Origin of the sequence: Ferrimonas sp. (genome assembly GCF_048263965.1) — a bacterium.
In the GTDB taxonomy this organism is placed as follows: Bacteria; Pseudomonadota; Gammaproteobacteria; order Enterobacterales; family Shewanellaceae; genus Ferrimonas.
Genome location: NZ_JBLXDO010000021.1, coordinates 16,706 through 37,025 on the forward strand (window position 1 = coordinate 16,706; position 20,320 = coordinate 37,025).

The following is a 20,320-nucleotide window of genomic DNA, read 5'->3' on the forward strand; positions in this document are numbered from 1 at the left end:
AGATGAAACAGGGACGTTTAGAAATTGTGGGGCTGGGGATCAGCATTCCCCGCCACACCACCATGTTCACAGAGAGCCTGATCCGCAGTGCCGACAGGGTATTCCATCATGTCACTCACCCGGTGGCACAGGAGTACATGGATCAGCTCAACCCCAACAACCACTCACTGCACCGCCACTATACCGAGCAGGAAGACAGGCCAAGGGCGTACCATGCCATGGCCGATGAAGTGGTCAGCGCCGTGGCTGCCGGTGAGAGGGTGGTGATGGCCCTCTATGGGCATCCCCGCGTGTTTGCCGTGGTACCCAAGTTCTGCATTGAGCAGCTGCAGGAGCTGGCCCTGCCGGTCACCATGCATCCGGGCATCGGCGCCGATGCCTGCATCTATGCCGACCTGAACCTGGACCCCGCTGAGCCGGGGATCTGCCATGTGGAGGCCAGTCAGTTTCTGTTCTACAAGCTCGAGCCCATGTTGCAGTGCCATCTGGTGCTGTGGCAGGTCTCCATTGCCGGTGACACCACCTTCACCACCATCCAGCGCAGCCAGAAAGAGGAGCGTCAGAGGCTGGTGGACAAACTCAGGCGTTGGTATCCGGCGGATCACCCGGTGTGCCTCTATGAAGCGGGCATTACCGCCCTCCACAAGGGCCGCCAGGAGTGGATTGAGCTTAAGGATCTAGCCGAGGCTCATCTCAACCCTTGGACCACCGCCGTGCTTCGCCCCTGCAAAGGACTGGAGGTGGATGAGGAGTTTCTTGATCCAGCTACGCTGCAGAGCTGATCTCTGCGGTTGTTATGGCGTATTAAAAAAGCCCGGGAGGAACCCGGGCTTTTTTGTCTGAACTGTGCTGTGTCAGGCTCTGTGTTCGCCCATCTTCTCCAGCACCAGCACCAGGACAAAACCGATTACGGCACAGGCCAGGGCCATCAGCAGTTGGTTGGATTCCCCGGTGATCTGTTCAAACTGGCTGGGCAGCAGATTCTCCTGCAGCAGCGGCACCTGATCACCCTTGGAGTTGGTGCGCCAGGTGAGGGTCTGCTTCCAGGGCCAGATCTTGCCCAGGGTGCCGATCAGCAGGCCGGTGAGAAACGCCAGTGTCTGGGTATGGAACTTGCGCAGCAGGAAGGAGAGCACATGGGAGAAGCTCAGGATCCCCAAGACGGTGCCGCTCAGGAAGATGGCGATGATCACCAGGTCGCGTTCGTTCACCGCGCCCAGTACCGGGCCGTAGAGTCCAAGCAACAGCAGGATAAAGCTGCCGGAGATACCAGGCAGGATCATGGCGCAGATGGCAATCATGCCACCGAGCAGGATGTTTACCGGCGTGGGGTCCAGGGCCAGTGGGCTAGCCACGGAGATAAACCAGGCCAGGCCAATGCCCACCGCCAGGGAGATCACCTGGGTGGGGCCCCAGCGGCCGATCTGCTTGCCGATATGGAGAATCGACACCAGAATCAGTCCAAAGAAGAAGCTCCAGATGGCGATGGGGTGGTCGGTGAGCAGATAGGAGATCACCTTGGCCAGGCTGGCAATGGAGAGGCCTATGCCCGCCATCAGGGTGATCAGAAAGGGGGCATTGACGTGAGTCCAGGCCGCCTTGAAGCCGTCACGGCGAATCATCCCGATCAGCTTGGGGTTGATGCGGCGAATGCTCTCCAGCAGCAGATCATAGATGCCGGTGATAAAGGCGATGGTGCCGCCGGAGACGCCAGGCACCACATCGGCGGCGCCCATGGCCATCCCTTTCAGGAAGGTTTTGAAGTTCAATCTCATTAAGAACGCTGTATCTGATTGAGTTTGTCGGCATTATAGGGCGAGTATGTGGAAAAGTCGTGTATCGGGAGAGCAAAGAGGCCCATGAGTTTCGAAAGATTGATCGACAGGCGTCGAAGCGACAGCCTCAAGTGGCAAAAGTATCAGGATGCGGATGTGCTGCCCCTGTGGGTGGCGGACATGGACTTCGCCATTCCCAGTGAGGTGACCCAGGCGCTGAAGCAGAGACTGGAGCACGACATCTTCGGCTATGGGGTGCTGTCCCAGAGCACCAAGCAGACCCTGTGTCGCTGGCTGGATGAGCGCTGGCAGGTGGCGGCGACCCCGTCCCAGCTGGTGACCCTGCCTGCGGTGGTGCCTGGTCTCAACTTTGCCATCGAAGCGATGGAATGCTCCGATATCGGCTTCTTCTCTCCCATCTATCCCCCCATCCGTCAGGTGGCCCAGAACCTGGGGATCACCGGGCGGGCCTTCGAGATGGCGGTGGATGGGGGGCGTTACCAGATGCCTCTGGATCAGATTGAGCAGGCGGCTAAGGAGGGGATGCAGGCTCTGATCCTGTGTAACCCCCATAACCCGGGCGGCACCATTTGGCGTCGGTCTGAGCTGAAGGCGCTGCTGGCGCTTGCCCGACGTCACCGGCTGTTGCTGGTGAGCGACGAGATCCATGGCGACCTGATTCTGCCCGGTCACCGCCACCACTCTCTGTCTGAGCTGGCCTCCGAAGAGGACGCGGTGATCACCCTGATCTCCGCCGGCAAGAGCTTTAACCTGGCGGGGCTGCCCATCGCGTTTGCCCTGGTGAAGCAGGGTGAGCTTCGCCGTCGTCTCAAGGGTACCCTGGCCGGCCGGTGTGCCACCCACAACGTATTGGCGGCCGTGGCCATGGAAGCGGCGTTTGATCGCTGCGCCCCCTGGCTGGAGGAGCTGACCACCTATCTGGGAGAGAACTGGGCGCGCATCGAGTCCCGTCTGGCCAACATCGAGGGGGTCAGCCTGATGCGCCCGGAAGCCACCTACCTGGCCTGGATCGATTGCCGGGGTCTGGGATGGGAGGAGGAGCCGTCCAAGGTGTTTACCCAGTTTGGGGTGGGGTTGTCCTGTGGCAGCGAGTTTGGGGCGCCGGGGTTTGTCAGGCTTAACTTTGCCTGTCCGGCGCAGACCCTGGAGCAGGCCCTGGACCGTATGGTCAGGGCCTTGTCAGAGCATAAGGCTCACGCCTGAGGAGTGCGGTGACCTATCACTTCACGGATGTCATAGGGGTGCAGCTTGATGGTCAGCGGCCCCTGCTTGAATGACACCGTGGGGTTGGCCAGAGGTTCGTCATCCGCTTTGGAGTCACTGGTTTTCACCTCGATGTCCAGGGTTCGGTCGGCGATCACTGGCCACTTGGCGGTGATGACGGGCAGCTTGCGTACCTCAGTCAGCATCTGTTCCGCGGTCTGAGCGCCGCAGGGCAGTACAAACTCGATGTGTTCCCAGCCATCCGGACGTTTGCGCCCATCGGGGAAGGGCAGTTCGATCACCTCCACATCCCACTCGCCCACCTTCAGGGGTTCGTTCAGCTCAATCAGGTAGATGGGTCTGCCGTTGATCACCTTATCGGAGATCACCTTGCCACGCTTGCGCAGGTGGTTCAGCAGATGGTCTGCGTCCGACTTTTCGGTCACCCTCAAGGCGATATGGTCCACCTCCAGGGCTGCCTTAACCAGCCCAAGGCGGTTGGCGAACATGGTGATGTTGTGGCCAAACTCGGGAAGTTTGGCTAGCAGTTGTTCAATATTCATCGATGGCCGCCTGCTCTATGGTGTTGCCGTCCAAGTCCATGACAGTGAGAAGTGTACCATCAAAATGGCCCAGGCTCGGCGCAAAGCCCCCTTTGGGAAGGGTAATGGAGCCAGGGTTGAACATCAGCCGTTCATTCTGCCAGCGGGCCATGGGAATATGGGTGTGGCCGAAGCAGATGATGTCTCCCTGAGCCAGAGGCGGCAGCTTGCTGTCGTTCCACAGGTGGCCGTGGGTAATGAAGGCACGCTTGTTGCCCAGCAGCATATTGGAGTAGTCCGCCAACAGCGGGAAGCTGCACAACATCTGGTCCACTTCGCTGTCGCAGTTGCCCCGAACCGCCAGGATCCGCTCCGCATGCTGGTTCAGCAGGTCGGCGACCTTGGGAGGGTTGTAGCCTTCTGGCACCGGGTTTCTTGGGCCATGGTTGAGGATGTCACCCAGCAGCACCAGGTGTTGGCAATTCAGTTTGTCCGCCCATTCTAGGGCCTTCTCAAGGGCCGGCAGGCAACCGTGAATGTCAGAGATAAACAGCATCAGTGAAACTTCATTCTTGGTAGGGTTCATCGAGTGTAACTGCCCCCTGTTCACATGACCAGTCAAGAGCGGCTTAAGGGTTTCAGGCTGTGAACTCTTCGAACAATTTCGCTCAAAACTGCGGATTTTCTGCGTTTTCATTCCTCATAAGCTAGGGTAACGTCAAAGAACAACCCGAAGAAAGATGGTCGAGGAGGGAGCCTATGAGCAGTACCGAGAAGCACCCATTGGATGCGGGACCACTGGAGGGTCGCGCCCAGGTGGACCAGGAGGTGACCAGTGGCGCCGTGGCCGATATGTGGCTCTGTCTGCTGACCAACCTGGAGCAGCATGAGGTGAATGCCCTGGGGGAGTGCAACATGGCCCTGGCCTTTGACTTGGAACTGGCGGTTCGGGTGGCCGAGCGCGAGTGTCAGCCGGTGGCCTCGGTGATGGGGGAGGTGCTGGCGTTCTACAACGACAAGCTGGCACTCTCTCTGGACTGTGATGAGTTGGCCCCCAGGTTGGCAGTCAGTGCCAGTCGGCAACGGCGAGGTGGCTCTCAGTTGCATTGATGCCTGGATCACCCCTTGAGCGCGCGCCACTGGCCATAATCCAGTGGCGGCGCTACGCTGTGATCCCCTGGCTTGCGCGGTGCACTGATGTTACGCAGATTTCTGATTACTCTCCTGTTTTGTCCACTGGCGCTGGCGGCTTATACCCTGCCTCCCCTAGCCGGTGAAGACCAGTTCGGTCAGCCTTGTGCACTGAGCGGTGACACCCGCCTGCTGCTGTTTTCCCATGACAAAGCGGGTTCCCACCTGGCCATGGAGGTCATTGAGCGTCTGTGGCCCGAAGGGGATGCCCCCATGCAACTGGTGGTGGACACCCGGGATGTGCCGGGCTGGGTGATGAGCTGGTTTATGCTTCCCAAACTGCGCAGACACAACACGCCATTGTGCCTGGATGAACTGGGGGTGATGACCCAGGCGCTGTCGCCGCAAGAGGGGCAGGTGCTGCTTATCGGCCTCGACAACCTGAGCATCGAGGAGCAGGCAGGCTTTACGGAAGTCGACGCCCTGACCGGGGCTCTGGAGCAGATCCCCCGCCCCTGACAGGGTATAGTGTAAGTTACGGATTATTCTCCAACGGAAGGATACTGATGCGTTTCGCTGTCTGTGTGCTGTTGCTGAGCCTGTGGGGGAGTCACGTCATGGCAAAAGAGCTGGTGGCCGCCGCTGAGCGGGTACACCTCGGCCCTGGGGCCACAGACTTTGTGGCCAGGGTGGATACCGGCGCCGCCATCTCCTCCCTCCACGCCACAGAGATTCACCTGCTGCAAAGCGGTAACAGCCAACAGGTACGTTTCTCTACTGAGAACCGTCTCGGTGAGAAGCTGACCCTGACGCTGCCTGTGGTGGACACCATGAGGGTGCGTTCAGCCCAGGGCAGTGAAAGGCGTTATGTGGTGCTGTTGCCGGTGAGCTTTCGCGGCACTCAGAGAACCATCAAGGTCAACCTCAAGGACCGAGGCCACATGACCTATCGCCTGCTGCTGGGCCGCAACTGGCTCAGTGGCCACTATCTGGTGGATGTCGATCGGCCCACCTCCCCGGAGTAACCCTTGTCTTATCTGATTTTCGTCACCCTGCTGTGGGCCTTTTCCTTTAGCCTGATTGGCCAGTTTCTCGCAGGCCAGGTGGATCCCTGGTTTTCCGTGTGGTTCCGGGTGTTGCTGGCGTTGTTGGTGATGCTGCCCTGGCTGAAGTTGCGCCACCTTAAGCCTGCATTAACCGCTAAGCTGCTGGCCATCGGTGCCTGTCAGTTGGGGGCCATGTACGGGTTTTACTACCACGCCTTCGAATACCTCTCTGTGGCCGAAGTGCTGCTGTTTACCGTACTCACCCCGGTGTACGTCACTCTGTGGTACGACTGGCTCAGTGGGCGTTTCTCTCCCTGGTATCTGTTGACGGCGGTGCTGGCGGTGGCGGGCGCGGTGGTGATCAAGTACACCGGCGTCGAGGGCGACTTCCTGCTGGGCTTTATGATTGTGCAGGGGGCCAACCTCTGCTTTGCCATCGGTCAGGCCAGCTACAAATGGCTGATGGAGAGAGAGTCCCAGGCTCTGCCCCAGCACCAGGTGTTTGCCCTGTTCTATCTGGGGGCTTTTATGGTGGCCACCCCGGCCCTGCTGATCTTCGGCAACGCCGACAAGCTGCCGGTTACCCAGGTTCAGTGGGGGGTGCTCATCTGGTTGGGGGCGGTGGCTTCTGGTGCCGGATACTTCCTGTGGAACAAGGGCGCAACCAGGGTCGACGCCGGCGCCCTGGCGGCCATGAACAACCTGCTGGTGCCTGCCGGGCTCTTGGTTAATCTGCTTATCTGGGAGCAGAGTCCGGACTGGCCCAGGTTGCTGGCTGGCGGTGCGGTGATTCTGTTCTCCCTGTGGTTCAACGAGTCCTGGGTGAAGCCCAGAGTGGAGGCCTCTTCAACAGGGGCATAAACGGGTAACCCTCAACTTAGCTCGTTATGTAATCAGTTGATTTTTCTTTGGTTAAAAACCTGATTTGCCTCGGGTTACTTTCCCTATGATTTTGCATAGAGTAACTGCTCTGATGTTAGGGAGCGCACTTCATGCCGCAGAGTTTTCACTATCCGCAGAGCCCGGCCAATGTCCCTGATGGGCTGACCGAGGCCAACGCCAAATACAGGGTGCAGGCCTGGCTGGCGATGACCGGCTTATTGGCTTTTATCCTGGTCTACTTCGCCATGGCGTTCTGCTTTGGATACATCGCCTATGGCAACGCCGTTTCATTCTTGTCGGGCGGCGGCCTTTTTGCTGTCCTGATCTCCGCCATGGCGGCATTGATCACCCTGTTCATGGTCAAATCGCTGTTTACCGTCCGGCGTTCCGGTTGCGTTGGCGGCGAGGAGGTGACCGCAGAGGATGAGCCGGTGCTGTTCAAGTTTCTGCATACCCTGGCGGATGAGATTGGGGCACCGCGGCCCCACAGGGTGTTCATCACCCCGGACGTGAATGCTGCCGTATTCTACGACCTGTCGTTGGTAAACCTTATCTTCCCCACCAAGAAGAACCTGGTGATTGGCCTGGGACTGGTGAATGTGCTGAACCTGGGCGAACTGAAGGCGGTACTGGCCCACGAGTTTGGCCACTTTGCCCAGGGCTCCATGGCGGTCGGCCGTTGGGTGTATGTGGCCCAGCAGGTGATCTCCCACATGGTGGCGGTGCGGGATTGGTTGGATAAGGTGGTGAGATTCATCTCCAGGGTGGATCTTCGGGTTGCCTGGATCGGCTGGATTCTCTCTCTGGTTATCTGGTCCATTCGCTCTCTGATGGACACCTTATTCCGGGTGGTGATCCTCGCCGAGAGGGCGCTGAGCCGGGAGATGGAGTTCAATGCGGATCTGGTGGCGGTGTCGGTGACCGGCAGTGATGCCCTGGTGAACGCCCTGTATAAGCTGCAGGCGGCCGATGAGGCCTGGCAGGAGACGGTGGATCTGGTGTCCAGTCAGGCGCGCAGTGGCAAACGCATCGATGATCTCTTTGACCTGCAGAGTCAGGCGGTTGAAGCCATAGGCCGGGTCCTGAATAACGACGCCTACGGCAGAGTGCCTTTGCCGAAGCAGGAGGATGCCAGCCAGCACCGGGTCTTCTCACACGAGGTGGCGCTGCCGCCGCAGATGTGGTCCACACACCCGGCCAACCGCGATCGCGAGGACAACGCCAAGTCTCAGTACATTGCGGCCCAGATCGACGCTCGCTCTGCCTGGACCGTGTTTGCCGATGCCGAAGCCTTGCGTGAACGCATCAGTGATGGTCTCTATGTGGCGGACAAGGTTGGTGAGATGGAGGAGGTGGTTGCCGAACAGGTGTTGGCTCAGCGTTATGACCGCCCCTCATTTTCGCCCGAATACCGCGGCACCTACCTGGCACGCACGCCATTCAGAAGTTTCTCCAGCCTGGATGAATTGCTTCAGAGCGGCTCACTGACCCAAATGGACAACCAGGCGTTTGGCCAACTCTACACCGATGCCATTGCCCAGCAACTCGAGCGCGCCCGAAAGCTGGATGTCGAGCGCCATACCCTGCAGGCTCTGGCATCGGGCAACCTGGAGCCCTCGGGTGGCATCATTCGTCATCGAGGTAAAGAGATAAGCAGCGACGCGATCCCCAAGGTGATGATGCAGATTGCCAAGGAGCGCAATGAGGTGGAGGCCTCCCTCAAACGTCACGATGCCAACTGTCGCCAGGCACACCTGTTGGCGGCGCAGCAGCTGGACCCCGCCTGGCATGACTACCTGAAGAGCCTCTGTCATCTGCTGCATTGCACGGATCATTTGAGGGCCGCTGCCCACAACGAGTTGGCGCTGCTGGCCAATACCTGGCAGGTGATCACCGCCGATGGCCAGATTGGTTACTTCGAGAAGCGGCGTGTCCTCAAGGTGTGCGAGAAGGTTCAGGGGAAGATGCGAGAGATCTCCCGGGCGGCACTGGCCATCGAGCTGCCGCCGGGCATCGCAGAGGGGGTTGGCGTTACCGATTGGGAATCCCAGTTTCCCAGCTTTACCCTGAGCGATGTGGACAAGCACAACTGGCCGGACTGGTGCCAGAGCGCCTCGGAAGCCATTGAGGCCTATCAGCAGGCCATGGGACTGATCTACTCTGCTTCCATCGATGGCTTGCTCGAGGCGGAAGCGCTGGTGAAACAGCACTACATCAATGGCACCCAACTGCCCAAGGCGCCCATGCCAGGCACCTGCCCGGAGAGTTACCCCGTTCTGCTGCCAGGCGACGAGCATGTGCTGCAGCGCAAGTTGGACCTGTGGAACCGTTTCCAGTTGGCCCATGGAATTGGCCCCACTTTGATGCGGCTGGCGGTTTCCCTGACAGTGGTGGGAGGCACCATCTGGTGGGGATTGTTGGGCAGTAACCTTTAACCATGGTCATTGAGCGGCGCTGATGGTTGCCTATCTCCCCCAAAGGTGGCGCGCCACTGAGAGGGGGAGACGTCAAAGGTGGCCTTGAAGTGCTTTCTATAGACACTTTCAGAGCCGAAACCGGACAGTTCCGCCACTTGAGCGATGGAACGCTCATCCTTCTCCAGATACTGCTGGCTCAGTTTCAGTCGTTGAGCCAGCAGCCACTCTCCAAATGTAAAAGAGCTAAACAAGACACCCATCTTAGAGCTAAACAATACACCCATCTTTAAGGCTCTTTAAAACAAACGCTTAGCCAGGCTGGCTTGTTCATTGACCGTTTTTCCCTGTATACCTATTGAGATGAGCTGGCAGGATTACCTGCGCCTAATGTGCCGCCAATAACCGTGGAGAGCCCATGAAAGTTTCTGGACAGTTTGATGTGACACTCGACCCCATGGACAGCTATGCCGAGGGTACGGCCGGAGCGGTGCTCGGGCGCATGTCCATCGACAAGGTGTTTCATGGCGAGCTGTCGGCGGTCAGCCGGGGTGAGATGCTCAGCGTGATGACCCCGGTGAAGGGCTCGGCCGGTTACGTGGCCATCGAACAGGTGGTGGGATCGCTCTCCGATAAGCACGGCAGCTTTGTGTTGCAGCACTTTGGGGTGATGGCCGATGGCAGTGACCGTCTGATTCTGGAGGTGGTGCCCAACTCGGCCACCGGTGAATTGGCGGGGTTGTCAGGAAAGATGGCCATCCGCATCGATGAGGGGCAACACTTCTACGACTTTGAGTTTGTGTTGCCCTAGATATCCGATCTTAACTTATCGCCCTTCAAAAGATGGGTGTCTCGATAGTGTTTGCGCGCTATGTAGGGGCTAAAGGGGGTGAGCTTTTTATGTGAAGCCTCAGCAAGAGACGATAAGTTAGAGATAAAAGAAGAGCTCTCCGAGGAGAGCCTAACTTAAAATTGACTAGCAGCGAACGATAAAATTGGTCTCTGTGCATTTAGTCTCGTGATGTGCAGTTGAGCAAGAATATGCGGTTTTAACCTCTAGACACACACCACCACCTCCAATGATACCGGCGCCAGTGCCGCTGCTACTGTCACTACCGTCGCCACCACCGGCTGAACCAGAACCCATTTCATTTGTGGCAGCCAGAGAATCGATAAAATCCTGTAAGCAGCCCGAGATGAGAGTATTTGTCAGGTTTACAGTACCTCCGGTGAACAGAAGGTTTACCTGGATTCCGTCAATAAAGGAAACGCCTTCAAGCAAGTCGTAGGATACTCTCAGTTGGGATGGGGAGGTTGTGCTAACTGTACCGCCATAACGTGCTTCAAATACAAGAACATTATCCATACTGTTGCCATATACCTGGCTGACGTAGGTGCGCTCATTGTTGTGTTCGAGACTAATTTGAATCCCGACACCATCTTTTTGGATGGTCACTCCACCGCCAATAAAATTTGTGTCTGTGAAATAGTCTTTCCAACTGCTGTTACCCAGTTGATCTTGCAGAGCACGCGTAAAACCTTGGTGAATCTGAGATTGACTTCTCTGGTCTTTGAAGTAGCTCACGGGGTGGTTATCACAGCCGCCTGCATCAGTAGATGTGGCTGAGTATGGCTTTCTCAGAATGGATGACGTATTGAGTTTGTTGTATGAAAGAGAGTCAACAGCCTCTCTAAAGTCAGAGTCAAGGGAGTAAAAATCCTCCAATAATGCTTGCTCTTTCGATGACACATTGGCATTGGAGATGTCAACCTTGATGTCTGTAGAGTCGCCAGAGGTTCTCACATGAAATTTGTAAGCTGTGCGAGTGATGGGGTTGGCAACGATGATTGGTTTTTGGGTGGAGTCACAAACAAGGCTCGCACTACCAAACTCCATGGGAGAGCTGGGGTCTCCTTCCCAGCGACACTGGGGTGGGGGTGGGTATTTCTTTGCAATCTCTAGTGCTTTCGAGTAATCGCAGGTATCACAAGAATAGACCTCTATAGTGCTAGCCATAGAGGCAAAAGAAATTAGCAATGTTAATAGTAGAGTTCTCATATAAAAAAGTCCCTATTGCATGAAATTGTCTGCTTCCTTTCAGACTGAGAATCGAATTCGAGATTACTTAGGGCTTCTAAGAGCGTCAAGGAATGGGGCGTTCGCGTTTGTAATTTTGCATTGTGACCGAACTGTCGCATTGCTGTTTGTGGTTGTTTTTTTAAGCCACTTATCGCCGTAGCTATCTTTACGCGTAACGTGCGTTTGTTTAGCCAGGTATCGTTTTCGGCGAGGGTTGGATTTATGCACGGCCCGATGTTGAGTTCATCTTTGGTTATGGTTTAGGGCCTTACCAATCTCCTTTGTGCCTTTCGCTGAGTCGTGACCCTAAAAAATCTTTGGGCAGCAAAAAGGGGCCATTCGGCCCCTTTGTCATTTCACAACTCAGTCTGCTTACCAGATGCGCAGGGCTAGGCCCTTCAGGTAGAAGCCTTCGGGGAAGCCGCTGCCGATGGGGTGATCGGGAGACTGGCTGAGGCGCTCCAGGATCTGGGCGTCACGGCCGGCATCAACGGCGGCGTCGGCCACGATCTTCTGGAACAGGCTGGCGTCCATCAGGCCGGAGCAGGAGTAAGTCAGCAGAGTGCCGCCTGGCTTGAGGATCTGCATCGCCACCATGTTGATGTCTTTGTAGCCGCGGCAAGCGCCAGGCAGTTGTGCCTTGTTGTCGGCAAACTTGGGCGGGTCCAGGATGATCACATCGAAGGTGCGCCCCTGCTCGCGGTATTCCCGCAGCAGCTTGAACACATCCGCTTCCACGAACTCGGCGCGGCTCAGATCCAGGTTGTTGATCTCGGCGTTCTGCTTGGCCAGGGCCAGCGCCGGGGCGGAAACGTCGGCGTTCACCACCTTGGCGGCACCGGCTTTCAGGGCGTAGGTGCCAAAGCCACCGGTGTAGCTGAAGCAGTTCAGTACTTCCTGGTCCTTGGCGTAGCGGCTGGAGGCCAGGCGGTTGTCGCGCTGATCCAGGTAGTAGCCGGTTTTGTGGCCGGTGATTACGTTCACCAGCAGCTTCAGGCCGTTCTCTTCGATGGTCATTGGCTGTTCTGGCAGTTCGCCCTTGAGCAGGCCTGAGGTGGGCTTGAGGCCCTCCTTCTTACGCACGTCCACATCGGAGCGTTCGTAGATGGCGCACTGGGGATAGAGCTCGGACAGTACCTCGACCAGGGTGTCACGCCAGGCATCGGCGCCGGCGGAGAGCAACTGGCACACCAGGACGTCGTTGAATCGGTCGATGGTGATGCCGGGCAGGCCATCGGACTCGGCGGCCACCAGGCGGTAGCCTGTGTAGGAACCGGCATTGGGCAGGGCATCACGGCCCGCCTGGGCACGCTGAATGCGGCGACGCAGCAGGTCGGCGTCAACGGCTTCATCCTGGTTGAAGGTCCATACCCGAACCCGGATCTGGGACTGGGGAGAGTAGGCGCCGCGGCCCAACCAGCGACCGTCGTGGGCGAAGACCTCTACGGTGTCACCCAGACCGGGCTTTCCGTCGACTCTCTTAATCCCCTTGGAGAACACCCAGGGGTGGCGGCGTAGCAGGGATTTTTCCCGGCCTTTTACCAGAACAACGCTGTTTTGCATCACTTTGTCCAACTATTCGCAATTGGCGCGGATTGTAGGAGCTTGGGGCCGTTACGGCAAGGCCGAAGGTTGGGAAACCTTCGGCCTTGATGGGTAAGTCCTGTTTCTCTCAGGCGTAACCTGAGAGTGCGGGGCCTATGTTAGCCCAGGCAGGGGGTATCGGTGCAGTGGTGCACCTCGACGGTTACGTGGGCCAGTTGAGGCACATCGGCCAGCAGATCCTTGTAGTAGGTGGGATCCTTGGGGTGGTGAGTTACCAGGCTGACAATGGCGGCGCTGTGGTGGCCAGAGAGGCGCCACAGGTGCAGATCGGCAACCCGGTTATCGCAGTCGGCTTCGATGCGCGTCTTTACCTGCTCAGCCAGTTGGTCGTTAGGGCAGCGGTCCAGCAGGGTGGGGTAGGTATCCTTGATCAGGCCCCAGCCCCAGCGGGTGATGATCACTGCACCGACGACTCCCATGATGGGGTCCAGGCCGGGCATGTCGAAGTAACGTGCGGCCAGCAGGGCGAAGATGGCGGTGAGCGAGGTCAGGGCGTCGGCAATCACATGCAGGTAGGCCGCATAGAGGTTGTGATCGTGGCTATGACCGTGGGAGTGGCCGTGATGATGACCATGGGAGTGGTCATGGTCATGATGATGACCGTGGCTGTGCCCATGGCTGTGGCCGTGGTGATGGTGATGATCGTCCCCCTGATGCAGCAGGTAAGCGCATACTACGTTGATAACCAGGCCGACTACGGCGACCACCAGGGCGTTGTTGTAATCGATGGCCACAGGCTCAATCAGGCGCCAGATGGACTCGATGGCCATCAGCATCGCCACCAGTACCAGGGCTACGGCACTGGTGAAACCGGCCAGGATGTTCACCTTGCCGGAGCCGAAGCTGTATCTCGGGTCTTTGGCGGCCTTGCGGGCAAAGCTATAGGCAAACAGGGTCAGACCGAAGGCGGCGACGTGGGTGGCCATATGCCAACCGTCGGCCAGCAGGGCCATGGAGCCGGTGACGTAGCCGGTGACAATCTCTATCACCATCATGGCGGCGGTGATCAGTACCGCGTACAGAGTACGGCGTTCGTTCTTTTTCTGCTCAAGGGCGAAGCTGTGCTGGTGTTGCCAGCGCTCCAGAGAGTGACTGTGCATGGTAGTAAGAATCAGTATTGTTATGGTTTCGCAATTTTAGAAGTTATCCAACGGAAAAAACATGCGCTCAATCATGTTATTAACCTTGTAATTTTTACGGGATCTCATCAGAAGCTCTCCGTAGCGCTTTACAGCGGAGGATGCTTGGGGACAATAAGGGCCTCTGCCGGTAGGGAATGACAACTGAGTGACCGACATCAATTTTGACACCCGGGCATCCAAATTTGCCCGAAACATCTATAACAGCAGCAAAGGACGCATCCGAGAAGCGGTGCTGATGCGCGAGCTGACCGAATTCATGCTGCCTGGCTTTCCCCAGGGAACCCCGGTGCTCGATGCCGGCGGTGGCCAGGGGCAGATAGCCCTGAAGCTGGCGGCGTTGGGCCACCCTATTACCCTGTGTGACCTCTCCACTGACATGTTGGAATTGGCCCGTGAGAGTGCCCAAACTCAGGGGCTGGCCGAGCAACTTGAGCTGATCCATACGCCCATTCAGAACCTGGGCGAGCACCTGACGTCGCAGGTACCCATCATTTTGTGTCATGCGGTGATGGAGTGGCTGGCCGAACCCAAGGAGACTCTGCTGAGGCTGGTGGAGCACCTGGCCCCCGGAGGCTGCCTGTCGCTGATGTTCTTCAATTACCGGGGCATGGAGATCCACAACCTGATCTCAGGTAACTTCGATAATCTGGGCCACACCATGGTCCATGGTAAGAAGAAGGTGAAGCTGGCCCCCAAGCATGGCTTTGACAATCAGCAGGTGATCGGCTGGCTGGAACAGGCGGGCCTGGTGCTCGAACGTCAGGTGGGGGTTCGGGTTATCCATGACTACCTGAGGGATAAATCGATGCAAGAGGGCAAATATGAGCAGTTGCTGGCCCTGGAGCTGGAGTACGCTGCGTTGCCTGTTTACCGGGATATGGGGCGTTACACCCACCTAATCCTGAGGCGCCCCGGATGAGGGCTGGATCGGAACTTCTTTCTTCTTTTTTGACAAAAGAGGGCTGAGAGTGCAATTTGTATCGCTAAATGTGAACAGTTCTCATCGGAGTGGGTGGTGAAAGAGAGACTACAGGCACTGGACCTGAGAGCCCTGCAGCCCAAGTGGCTAATGGCAGGCGCCCTGAGCATCGCAGTGTACGCCATGCTCCCCAGTTCCCAACCCAATCGAATACATTTCCCTGAGTTGGTGTCGACCCCGGCACCAGAGCTGACCAGCCCCGCCAAGTTCGAGATCCCGGAAACCCTGAGCTATGTGGTGGCCAGCGGTGACAACCTCAGCGGCATCTTTTCCCTGATTGGCGTCAGCCAGCAGCAGATGGTGCAGGTGCTGGAAGCGGACTACTCGGTTCTGGCCCTGGACACCTTGCGCCCCGGCCACAGGTTGAACTTCTGGCTGGATGAGGCGGACAACAGCCTGCAAAAACTTGAGCTGGTGTTGAGCCCCGCCCACAAGGTGCGTTTTACCCTGGTGGCCCCCGGCAGTTTCGAGGTGGACGATATCCTTATCGAGGGGCAGTGGAGGTCCAAAGCCTTTGAAGGTGAGGTGCACGGCAGTTTTGCCCGGGTCGCCACCCAGGCAGGCCTCAGCGCCAATGACGTGGCCAATATCGAAAACCTGTTTGAGGATAAGGTCAACTTCCGTCGTGACCTGAGAGCCGGCGATCGTTTCGGTGTGGTGCGCAGCTCCCAGTTTGTGGATGACCAAGCCACGGGCGAACACGAAGTACTGGCGGTCAGTTTTGTGATGCGCGGGCGCGAAGTGAGCGCCTTCCGCCACAGTGACGGTCAGTTCTACGATCAGGATGGCAACAGCCTGCAGCGTGCCTTTTTGGCCAAACCCTTCAATGGCAGGTATCGCATCAGCGACCACTTTAACCCCAGACGCAAACACCCGGTCACGGGTCGGGTGAAACCCCACAACGGCACAGACTGGGCTCTGCCCAGCGGTACGCCACTGCTGGCGGCCGGTGACGGGGTAGTGACCCGTGTGGAGAATCACCCCTATGCGGGCCGCTATGTGGTGATCGACCATGGTGGCCGTTACCGCACCCGCTACCTGCACATGTCGAAGATTAAGGTACGCAAAGGCCAGCGGGTCAGCCGAGGTCAGCGTATCGGCCTCTCCGGCGCCACCGGAAGGGTGACCGGTGCGCACCTGCACTACGAGTTCCACATCAATGGCCGCCCGGTGAATGCCCTGAAGGCCGATATCCCCATGGCATCCTCTGTGCCAAAGAAACATCGCCAGGCGTTCTTTGCCAAGTCCCACGAATACCGCACCATGATGGGCATCGAAGGTTGACGCCTCGTCACCGGCCTGGGCATCCAGGCCGGTGACTTTTCCCCGCGGACGCTTCACTTGCTCTCTTCCGGAATAACCTGATTTTTATTGCCTTATCTCAATGGGTTTATCCCAGTTGCTGGCGTATTCTTTAATCAGGTCCCAGGGAAAAGGAGAGGCGAGATGACCAGGCAACTCAAGGTGGTGGTGACCGGCGGCCCCGGCGGAGGCAAGACCACGGCGCTGGATCTGTTTCGTCGGGAACTCAGTCATCAAATCGCCATCGTGCCGGAAGCGGCCACCCTGCTTTTCTCCAGCGGTGTCAGCCGAAGCAATGAGCCACCGGTGCTTAAAGAGATTCAGAAAACCATCTTTGCCCTGCAGAAGAACTTGGAGGCGATTCAGCAGCGGGCGCACCCGGACAGGTTATTGGTGTGCGATCGGGGCAGCCTTGATGGCCTGGCCTACTGGCCAGAGGAGGAAAGCGAGTTCTTTCAGGCCGTAGGTTCCTCCCTGGAGCAGGAGTTTGGCCAATACGATGCGGTGATCTTCTTCGAGTCTGCGGCCACCACCGGGCAGGATATCAGCAGCAACAACCCCACCCGTAATGAGTCCACCGAGCAGGCCGCCGCGCTGGACAATCGGCTTCAGGCCGTCTGGTCAAAACACCCCAATTATCACTTCGTCCCCAACTCCGAATCCTTCCTGAGGAAGATCCTGTTCGGCATCATGACCATCGAAAATGTGATCAATCAGCACCACAGGCGCGATAGCGATCAGAGCCGATAAACGGTTTTTCCCTCAGAGTAGGGCAGTTTGAACGATGGGGGTTACACCGCCTGGTGCATGGCCGCCATGGTGGTGCGGTAGCTGGTGCGGTTCTCGTCGCTGGGGGGCTGGCTGATGTCCAGGGTGACAGTGAACTCGCCCTCATCGAACAGCATCTCGCAGGGGTAACCCTGGTTTTTCAGCAGCCGAAGCATGGGGTGGTTCTCGCTGTGTACCAGGGCGATCACCTGTTCGACGCCCCAGGCTTTGCCCGCCTGGAACAGGTCGGCCACCAGGGAGTTGCCGACGCCCTGATGCTGGTAGTGGTCGACCACCAGGCAGGAGAGCTCAGCGACTTTGGAGTGCTCTGTGGCCCGGATCAGCCTGCCAGCTGCGACGATGTTCTGGTTGGGCCCCTTGGTGACCACAAAGGCCAGGGTGGTGGCAAAGTCGACCGTGGTGTAGCGGGTCAGGGATTCCAGACTGGGGGCCTCGATCACCCGGAAGAAACGCATATACAGAGTTCGTTGGGACAGGGTGGGGAAGATGTCCAGAATCTCGTATTTGTCGTCAGGGCGTATGGCTCGGATAGCAACTTCGACTCCTTTATGGGTGTGCACCCGCTTGTAGTAGCGGCTGGCATCGTCGGCAGTCAGTATCTCGTCTGTCACCATAGGGTTGGCATTCCTACATCAGCTGGCGGAAGAGGGCTGGGCTCGTCAAAGGGTCAGACCTTTGTCGAAATTGCGCACAGTTTACCAGTTTTGTTCTGGATAAGAATAGGGCAGATTTCAGACAGAAGGGAGTGCTGTAAGGAAATATGAACGCGCCTCGCAAAAGTGCGAGGCGCGTGATATGACGCGAGCTGGATTCAGCCGCTCAAATTGTTGATCAGGTTCGCAGGTTGGCCAGCTTACCCTTCAGGTCATCGGCGGTGTGAGTCAGAGAGTTACAGCCCTGACGGGATTCGTTGGCGGCCACTTCCACCTCGTGAGACTGGTTGCGCACCTGGGTCAGGCTGGCGGCAATCTCGTTGGCTACCGCGGTCTGCTGCTCAGCAGCGGTGGCGATCTGAGCACTCATGCTGTTTACCCGCTCCGAGTGCTGGGTGATCCTGTCCAGATCGTCGCCCGCCTGGCTCACCAGCTCACGGCCCTCTTCGGCCCGCTCAACGGTGTTGGTCATCACCTGTTCCAAGGCCTGAGTGCCGGTCTGCAGCTCCTCAATCATGGTCTGGATCTCTACGGTGGCTTCCTGAGTGCGGCCGGCCAGGTTGCGTACCTCGTCCGCCACCACGGCGAAGCCACGGCCCTGCTCACCGGCTCGGGCCGCTTCGATGGCGGCGTTCAGTGCCAGCAGGTTGGTCTGTTCGCTGATGGCGTTGATGGTGGTGATCACCTCGTCAATCTTGGCGGCATTGGTGTGCACCTGGTTCACCGCAGCAGAGGCGTTGTGAACGTCGGACACCAGGGATTCGATGGCGGTGATGGTCTGTTGCAGGTTCTGGTGACCGTGCTGGGACTGCTCGTTGGCCTGACGGGTCTCATCGGCGGTGCTCTCGGCGTGGCTGGCCACCTCCTTCACCGTGGCACTCATCTCCTCCATGGCGGAAGCCAGAGTGTCCAGGTGCTCCCGCTGACCTACCGCCATCTGGCTGGAGGTCTCCATCTGGCTCAGTACCTGATGAGAAGACTGGTTGATGGAGTCGGAGATCACCCGCAGGCTCAGGACTACGTTGCGGCGGGTGTCGATTAGGGCGTCAATAGAGTTGGCCAGCGGACGGAAATCATCCCGGCCGGGGACGAAGTTCAGACGTACGGTCAGATCGTTGGCACAGGCCTTGGCCATCACCTCGCGCATGTAGTCCATGGAACCCATGACGAAGCGGCGCACCACCACTGCCCAGAAGGTGCAGAACAGGGCCACAAAGATAATCAGGTAAATTGGCGTCTGGAAGATGCGTATCAACTCGTCGTTGACCACATAGTGCTCGCTGACCACCAGCAGCTGGTCGCCCAGCTGAGTGGCGGTACGTACCTCATTCCCCAGCACCAGAGACTCGCCTTGGCGAGCCGCCTGGGCCAACTGGCGATCACTGGACAGGGCAATCAGGGAAACGCCATCGATATTTTTTACCAGCTCCTGGCGCTGCTCGGAGGGCAGGGGAGTCAGGACCTGTTTTAGCTGACTGACCTGGGTTTGTTGTTCCACCTGGTGGGCGTGAACCAGCTCATCTTGTACCTTGGTGAACACGGCACCGGCCACGATGATGAACCCCAGCAGAGGAAAGACGGCCAGAAGAGCGAACTTCTCCCTAAGAGACAGTGAGATAAGCAGGCGCTCCAGCCAGCCGGGTTTGTAGGTGTCAGACATATGTTCTCTTTTTTGGAATAACTACGACCATTTAGACAAGATATCGAACCATGAGGCATAGCCTTTAGTGGATTTGACACCAAAGGTGACAGGTGTCACAAACGGGGCTCGTTTCCTCAATTGAGTGGCGAAAAAGGAATCATCATGCAGGCATTGTTAGTGAACGCAGAGGGAAAACTGGTTCTGGGTCGGGTGGGCGAGATGGCCGCACCCGCAGACTGGGTCGAGCTCAAGGTGAAGGCCGCCGGCGTCAACCGGGCTGACCTGTTGCAGATGGCGGGGCATTACCCACCGCCGCCCGGGGCCAGCGAGCTGCTCGGTTTGGAAGTCGCCGGTGTGGTCGTCCGTGACCAGGGTCCCTGGAAGCAGGGTCAGAGGGTGATGGCCCTGCTCGATGGTGGCGGCTATGCCGAGCGGGTGTGGGTGCCACGAGGCCAGTTGATGCCCCTGCCGGACAACTTGAGTTTCATTGAGGGTGCGGCCATACCCGAAGCGTTTCTGACCGCCTATCAGGCGTTGGTGATGATTGGTGACCTGGGCCCGGGAGAGCGTCTGCTGATCCACGCCGGTGCCTCCGGGGTGGGCAGTGCCGCCATTCAGCTGGGCAACGCCCTGGGCGCCGAAGTGACGGTGACCTGCGGCAGCGAGTCGAAAGTGGCGTTCTGCCACTCCCTCGGGGCGGAGCGTGCCATCAACTACCGCCAGGGCGACTGGTGGGAAGGGTTGCCGGAGCAGGATCTGATTCTGGATATGGTGGGCGGGCATTATCTGGAGCCCAATTTGCGCTGCCTGGCCCTCGACGGTCGCATCATTACCCTGGCGATGCAGGGAGGGCGCCATGGCACGCTGGATTACGCCCGCTTACTGGCGAAAAGGGCGACCTTGACCGGCTCGACTTTGAGAAATCGCAGCAGCCACTACAAAGCTCGATTGGTTCAAGGCTTTTTACGGCGCTTTTCTGAGAGTTTTCTGTCCGGAGAACTGAAACCCGTGGTGGACAGCAGTTACCCCTGGCAACAGGTGGCGCAGGCGCACCAGCGTATGGCTGCCAATGAAAACCAAGGAAAATTGATATTATCCCTTGAATCCAGCTGAA

21 protein-coding genes are annotated in these 20,320 nt (G+C 58.1%); 12 read left to right on the forward strand and 9 right to left on the reverse strand.

Annotated features, from left to right (window positions below; genetic code table 11):
* Positions 1-2 precede the first annotated feature (2 nt).
* Positions 3-782, forward strand: a complete 780-nt coding sequence (locus ACN0RV_RS15775; RefSeq protein WP_417349053.1) for an SAM-dependent methyltransferase — start codon at positions 3-5, stop codon at positions 780-782.
* Positions 783-854: 72 nt separating this feature from the next.
* On the opposite strand, the gene ACN0RV_RS15780 is transcribed toward ACN0RV_RS15775, so the two are convergent.
* Positions 855-1,775, reverse strand: coding sequence for a DUF368 domain-containing protein (locus ACN0RV_RS15780; RefSeq protein WP_417349055.1), 921 nt, complete (start codon positions 1,773-1,775; stop codon positions 855-857).
* 84 nt (positions 1,776-1,859) lie between these two features.
* Here ACN0RV_RS15780 and ACN0RV_RS15785 point away from each other — a divergent pair, with 84 nt between their 5' ends.
* The gene (locus tag ACN0RV_RS15785; RefSeq protein ID WP_417349056.1) at positions 1,860-2,999 is read left to right on the forward strand and encodes a MalY/PatB family protein; all 1,140 of its coding nucleotides are present in this window, start codon (positions 1,860-1,862) and stop codon (positions 2,997-2,999) included.
* On the opposite strand, the gene ACN0RV_RS15790 is transcribed toward ACN0RV_RS15785, so the two are convergent.
* Positions 2,990-3,562 (reverse strand): VOC family protein, encoded by a 573-nt coding sequence (locus ACN0RV_RS15790; protein ID WP_417349058.1) that lies wholly within the window; start codon positions 3,560-3,562, stop codon positions 2,990-2,992. The two genes, ACN0RV_RS15785 and ACN0RV_RS15790, sit on opposite strands and share 10 nt — an antisense overlap.
* Positions 3,552-4,127 carry a phosphodiesterase gene (yfcE, locus tag ACN0RV_RS15795; protein ID WP_417349060.1) on the reverse strand — a complete coding sequence of 192 codons (576 nt, stop codon included), beginning with the start codon at positions 4,125-4,127 and terminating at the stop codon, positions 3,552-3,554. The genes ACN0RV_RS15790 and yfcE overlap by 11 nt, the downstream gene beginning before the upstream one ends.
* A gap of 173 nt (positions 4,128-4,300) precedes the next feature.
* Here yfcE and ACN0RV_RS15800 point away from each other — a divergent pair, with 173 nt between their 5' ends.
* The 5 genes from ACN0RV_RS15800 to ACN0RV_RS15820 all read left to right on the forward strand — a co-directional run bounded on the left by ACN0RV_RS15800 (position 4,301) and on the right by ACN0RV_RS15820 (position 9,035).
* Positions 4,301-4,651: a hypothetical protein gene (locus ACN0RV_RS15800; RefSeq protein ID WP_286339484.1), complete on the forward strand. Its 351-nt coding sequence runs from the start codon at positions 4,301-4,303 to the stop codon at positions 4,649-4,651.
* Between the two features lie 87 nt (positions 4,652-4,738).
* On the forward strand, positions 4,739-5,191 hold the full coding sequence (locus tag ACN0RV_RS15805) for a hypothetical protein (RefSeq protein WP_417349061.1): 453 nt from the start codon (positions 4,739-4,741) through the stop codon (positions 5,189-5,191).
* Positions 5,192-5,238: 47 nt separating this feature from the next.
* Positions 5,239-5,697 carry an ATP-dependent zinc protease gene (locus tag ACN0RV_RS15810; protein WP_417349063.1) on the forward strand — a complete coding sequence of 153 codons (459 nt, stop codon included), beginning with the start codon at positions 5,239-5,241 and terminating at the stop codon, positions 5,695-5,697.
* A 3-nt stretch (positions 5,698-5,700) separates the two neighbouring features.
* Positions 5,701-6,579 carry a carboxylate/amino acid/amine transporter gene (locus ACN0RV_RS15815; RefSeq protein ID WP_417349064.1) on the forward strand — a complete coding sequence of 293 codons (879 nt, stop codon included), beginning with the start codon at positions 5,701-5,703 and terminating at the stop codon, positions 6,577-6,579.
* 131 nt (positions 6,580-6,710) lie between these two features.
* Positions 6,711-9,035 carry a M48 family metallopeptidase gene (locus ACN0RV_RS15820; RefSeq protein ID WP_417349066.1) on the forward strand — a complete coding sequence of 775 codons (2,325 nt, stop codon included), beginning with the start codon at positions 6,711-6,713 and terminating at the stop codon, positions 9,033-9,035.
* On the opposite strand, the gene ACN0RV_RS15825 is transcribed toward ACN0RV_RS15820, so the two are convergent.
* Positions 9,032-9,268, reverse strand: a complete 237-nt coding sequence (locus ACN0RV_RS15825) for a helix-turn-helix domain-containing protein (RefSeq protein WP_417349068.1) — start codon at positions 9,266-9,268, stop codon at positions 9,032-9,034. The two genes, ACN0RV_RS15820 and ACN0RV_RS15825, sit on opposite strands and share 4 nt — an antisense overlap.
* Positions 9,269-9,432: 164 nt before the next feature.
* Here ACN0RV_RS15825 and ACN0RV_RS15830 point away from each other — a divergent pair, with 164 nt between their 5' ends.
* Complete coding sequence (locus ACN0RV_RS15830; protein WP_417349070.1) at positions 9,433-9,825, forward strand: DUF3224 domain-containing protein; 393 nt, start codon at positions 9,433-9,435, stop codon at positions 9,823-9,825.
* 165 nt (positions 9,826-9,990) lie between these two features.
* Here the strand turns inward: ACN0RV_RS15830 and ACN0RV_RS15835 are convergent, their stop codons facing one another.
* The 3 genes from ACN0RV_RS15835 to dmeF all read right to left on the reverse strand — a co-directional run bounded on the left by ACN0RV_RS15835 (position 9,991) and on the right by dmeF (position 13,799).
* Complete coding sequence (locus ACN0RV_RS15835; protein WP_417349072.1) at positions 9,991-10,911, reverse strand: hypothetical protein; 921 nt, start codon at positions 10,909-10,911, stop codon at positions 9,991-9,993.
* A gap of 555 nt (positions 10,912-11,466) precedes the next feature.
* Complete coding sequence (locus ACN0RV_RS15840) at positions 11,467-12,657, reverse strand: class I SAM-dependent methyltransferase (RefSeq protein ID WP_417349073.1); 1,191 nt, start codon at positions 12,655-12,657, stop codon at positions 11,467-11,469.
* Between the two features lie 140 nt (positions 12,658-12,797).
* Complete coding sequence (gene dmeF, locus ACN0RV_RS15845; RefSeq protein ID WP_417349074.1) at positions 12,798-13,799, reverse strand: CDF family Co(II)/Ni(II) efflux transporter DmeF; 1,002 nt, start codon at positions 13,797-13,799, stop codon at positions 12,798-12,800.
* Positions 13,800-13,986: 187 nt separating this feature from the next.
* Here dmeF and ACN0RV_RS15850 point away from each other — a divergent pair, with 187 nt between their 5' ends.
* The 3 genes from ACN0RV_RS15850 to ACN0RV_RS15860 all read left to right on the forward strand — a co-directional run bounded on the left by ACN0RV_RS15850 (position 13,987) and on the right by ACN0RV_RS15860 (position 16,872).
* Entirely contained in the window at positions 13,987-14,760 is a 774-nt protein-coding gene (locus tag ACN0RV_RS15850) for a methyltransferase (protein WP_417349076.1), read from the forward strand.
* A gap of 93 nt (positions 14,761-14,853) precedes the next feature.
* Positions 14,854-16,104: a peptidoglycan DD-metalloendopeptidase family protein gene (locus tag ACN0RV_RS15855; protein WP_417349078.1), complete on the forward strand. Its 1,251-nt coding sequence runs from the start codon at positions 14,854-14,856 to the stop codon at positions 16,102-16,104.
* A 162-nt stretch (positions 16,105-16,266) separates the two neighbouring features.
* Positions 16,267-16,872 carry an AAA family ATPase gene (locus ACN0RV_RS15860; RefSeq protein ID WP_417349080.1) on the forward strand — a complete coding sequence of 202 codons (606 nt, stop codon included), beginning with the start codon at positions 16,267-16,269 and terminating at the stop codon, positions 16,870-16,872.
* A gap of 41 nt (positions 16,873-16,913) precedes the next feature.
* Here ACN0RV_RS15860 and ACN0RV_RS15865 read toward each other — a convergent pair whose 3' ends face one another.
* Together ACN0RV_RS15865 and ACN0RV_RS15870 are read right to left on the reverse strand one after the other, a co-directional pair.
* Positions 16,914-17,525 carry a GNAT family N-acetyltransferase gene (locus tag ACN0RV_RS15865; protein WP_417349082.1) on the reverse strand — a complete coding sequence of 204 codons (612 nt, stop codon included), beginning with the start codon at positions 17,523-17,525 and terminating at the stop codon, positions 16,914-16,916.
* 217 nt (positions 17,526-17,742) lie between these two features.
* Positions 17,743-19,224, reverse strand: a complete 1,482-nt coding sequence (locus tag ACN0RV_RS15870) for a methyl-accepting chemotaxis protein (protein WP_417349084.1) — start codon at positions 19,222-19,224, stop codon at positions 17,743-17,745.
* A 144-nt stretch (positions 19,225-19,368) separates the two neighbouring features.
* Between ACN0RV_RS15870 and ACN0RV_RS15875 the strand changes: the two genes are divergently transcribed.
* A complete protein-coding gene (locus ACN0RV_RS15875) occupies positions 19,369-20,319 on the forward strand; it encodes an NAD(P)H-quinone oxidoreductase (protein ID WP_417349086.1) in 951 nt (316 codons plus the stop codon).
* Position 20,320 lies beyond the last annotated feature (1 nt).

Coding starts and splice junctions, on each gene's coding strand:
- ACN0RV_RS15870 (WP_417349084.1), bottom strand. CDS start 19,224: ATGTCTGACACCTACAAACCCGGCTGGCTGGAGCGCCTGCTTATCTCA.
- ACN0RV_RS15785 (WP_417349056.1), top strand. CDS start 1,860: ATGAGTTTCGAAAGATTGATCGACAGGCGTCGAAGCGACAGCCTCAAG.
- ACN0RV_RS15860 (WP_417349080.1), top strand. CDS start 16,267: ATGACCAGGCAACTCAAGGTGGTGGTGACCGGCGGCCCCGGCGGAGGC.
- ACN0RV_RS15790 (WP_417349058.1), bottom strand. CDS start 3,562: ATGAATATTGAACAACTGCTAGCCAAACTTCCCGAGTTTGGCCACAAC.
- ACN0RV_RS15865 (WP_417349082.1), bottom strand. CDS start 17,525: ATGGTGACAGACGAGATACTGACTGCCGACGATGCCAGCCGCTACTAC.
- ACN0RV_RS15835 (WP_417349072.1), bottom strand. CDS start 10,911: ATGGAGTTTGGTAGTGCGAGCCTTGTTTGTGACTCCACCCAAAAACCA.
- ACN0RV_RS15800 (WP_286339484.1), top strand. CDS start 4,301: ATGAGCAGTACCGAGAAGCACCCATTGGATGCGGGACCACTGGAGGGT.
- ACN0RV_RS15805 (WP_417349061.1), top strand. CDS start 4,739: ATGTTACGCAGATTTCTGATTACTCTCCTGTTTTGTCCACTGGCGCTG.
- ACN0RV_RS15875 (WP_417349086.1), top strand. CDS start 19,369: ATGCAGGCATTGTTAGTGAACGCAGAGGGAAAACTGGTTCTGGGTCGG.
- ACN0RV_RS15840 (WP_417349073.1), bottom strand. CDS start 12,657: ATGCAAAACAGCGTTGTTCTGGTAAAAGGCCGGGAAAAATCCCTGCTA.
- ACN0RV_RS15810 (WP_417349063.1), top strand. CDS start 5,239: ATGCGTTTCGCTGTCTGTGTGCTGTTGCTGAGCCTGTGGGGGAGTCAC.
- yfcE (WP_417349060.1), bottom strand. CDS start 4,127: ATGAACCCTACCAAGAATGAAGTTTCACTGATGCTGTTTATCTCTGAC.
- ACN0RV_RS15775 (WP_417349053.1), top strand. CDS start 3: ATGAAACAGGGACGTTTAGAAATTGTGGGGCTGGGGATCAGCATTCCC.
- ACN0RV_RS15830 (WP_417349070.1), top strand. CDS start 9,433: ATGAAAGTTTCTGGACAGTTTGATGTGACACTCGACCCCATGGACAGC.
- dmeF (WP_417349074.1), bottom strand. CDS start 13,799: ATGCACAGTCACTCTCTGGAGCGCTGGCAACACCAGCACAGCTTCGCC.
- ACN0RV_RS15780 (WP_417349055.1), bottom strand. CDS start 1,775: ATGAGATTGAACTTCAAAACCTTCCTGAAAGGGATGGCCATGGGCGCC.
- ACN0RV_RS15820 (WP_417349066.1), top strand. CDS start 6,711: ATGCCGCAGAGTTTTCACTATCCGCAGAGCCCGGCCAATGTCCCTGAT.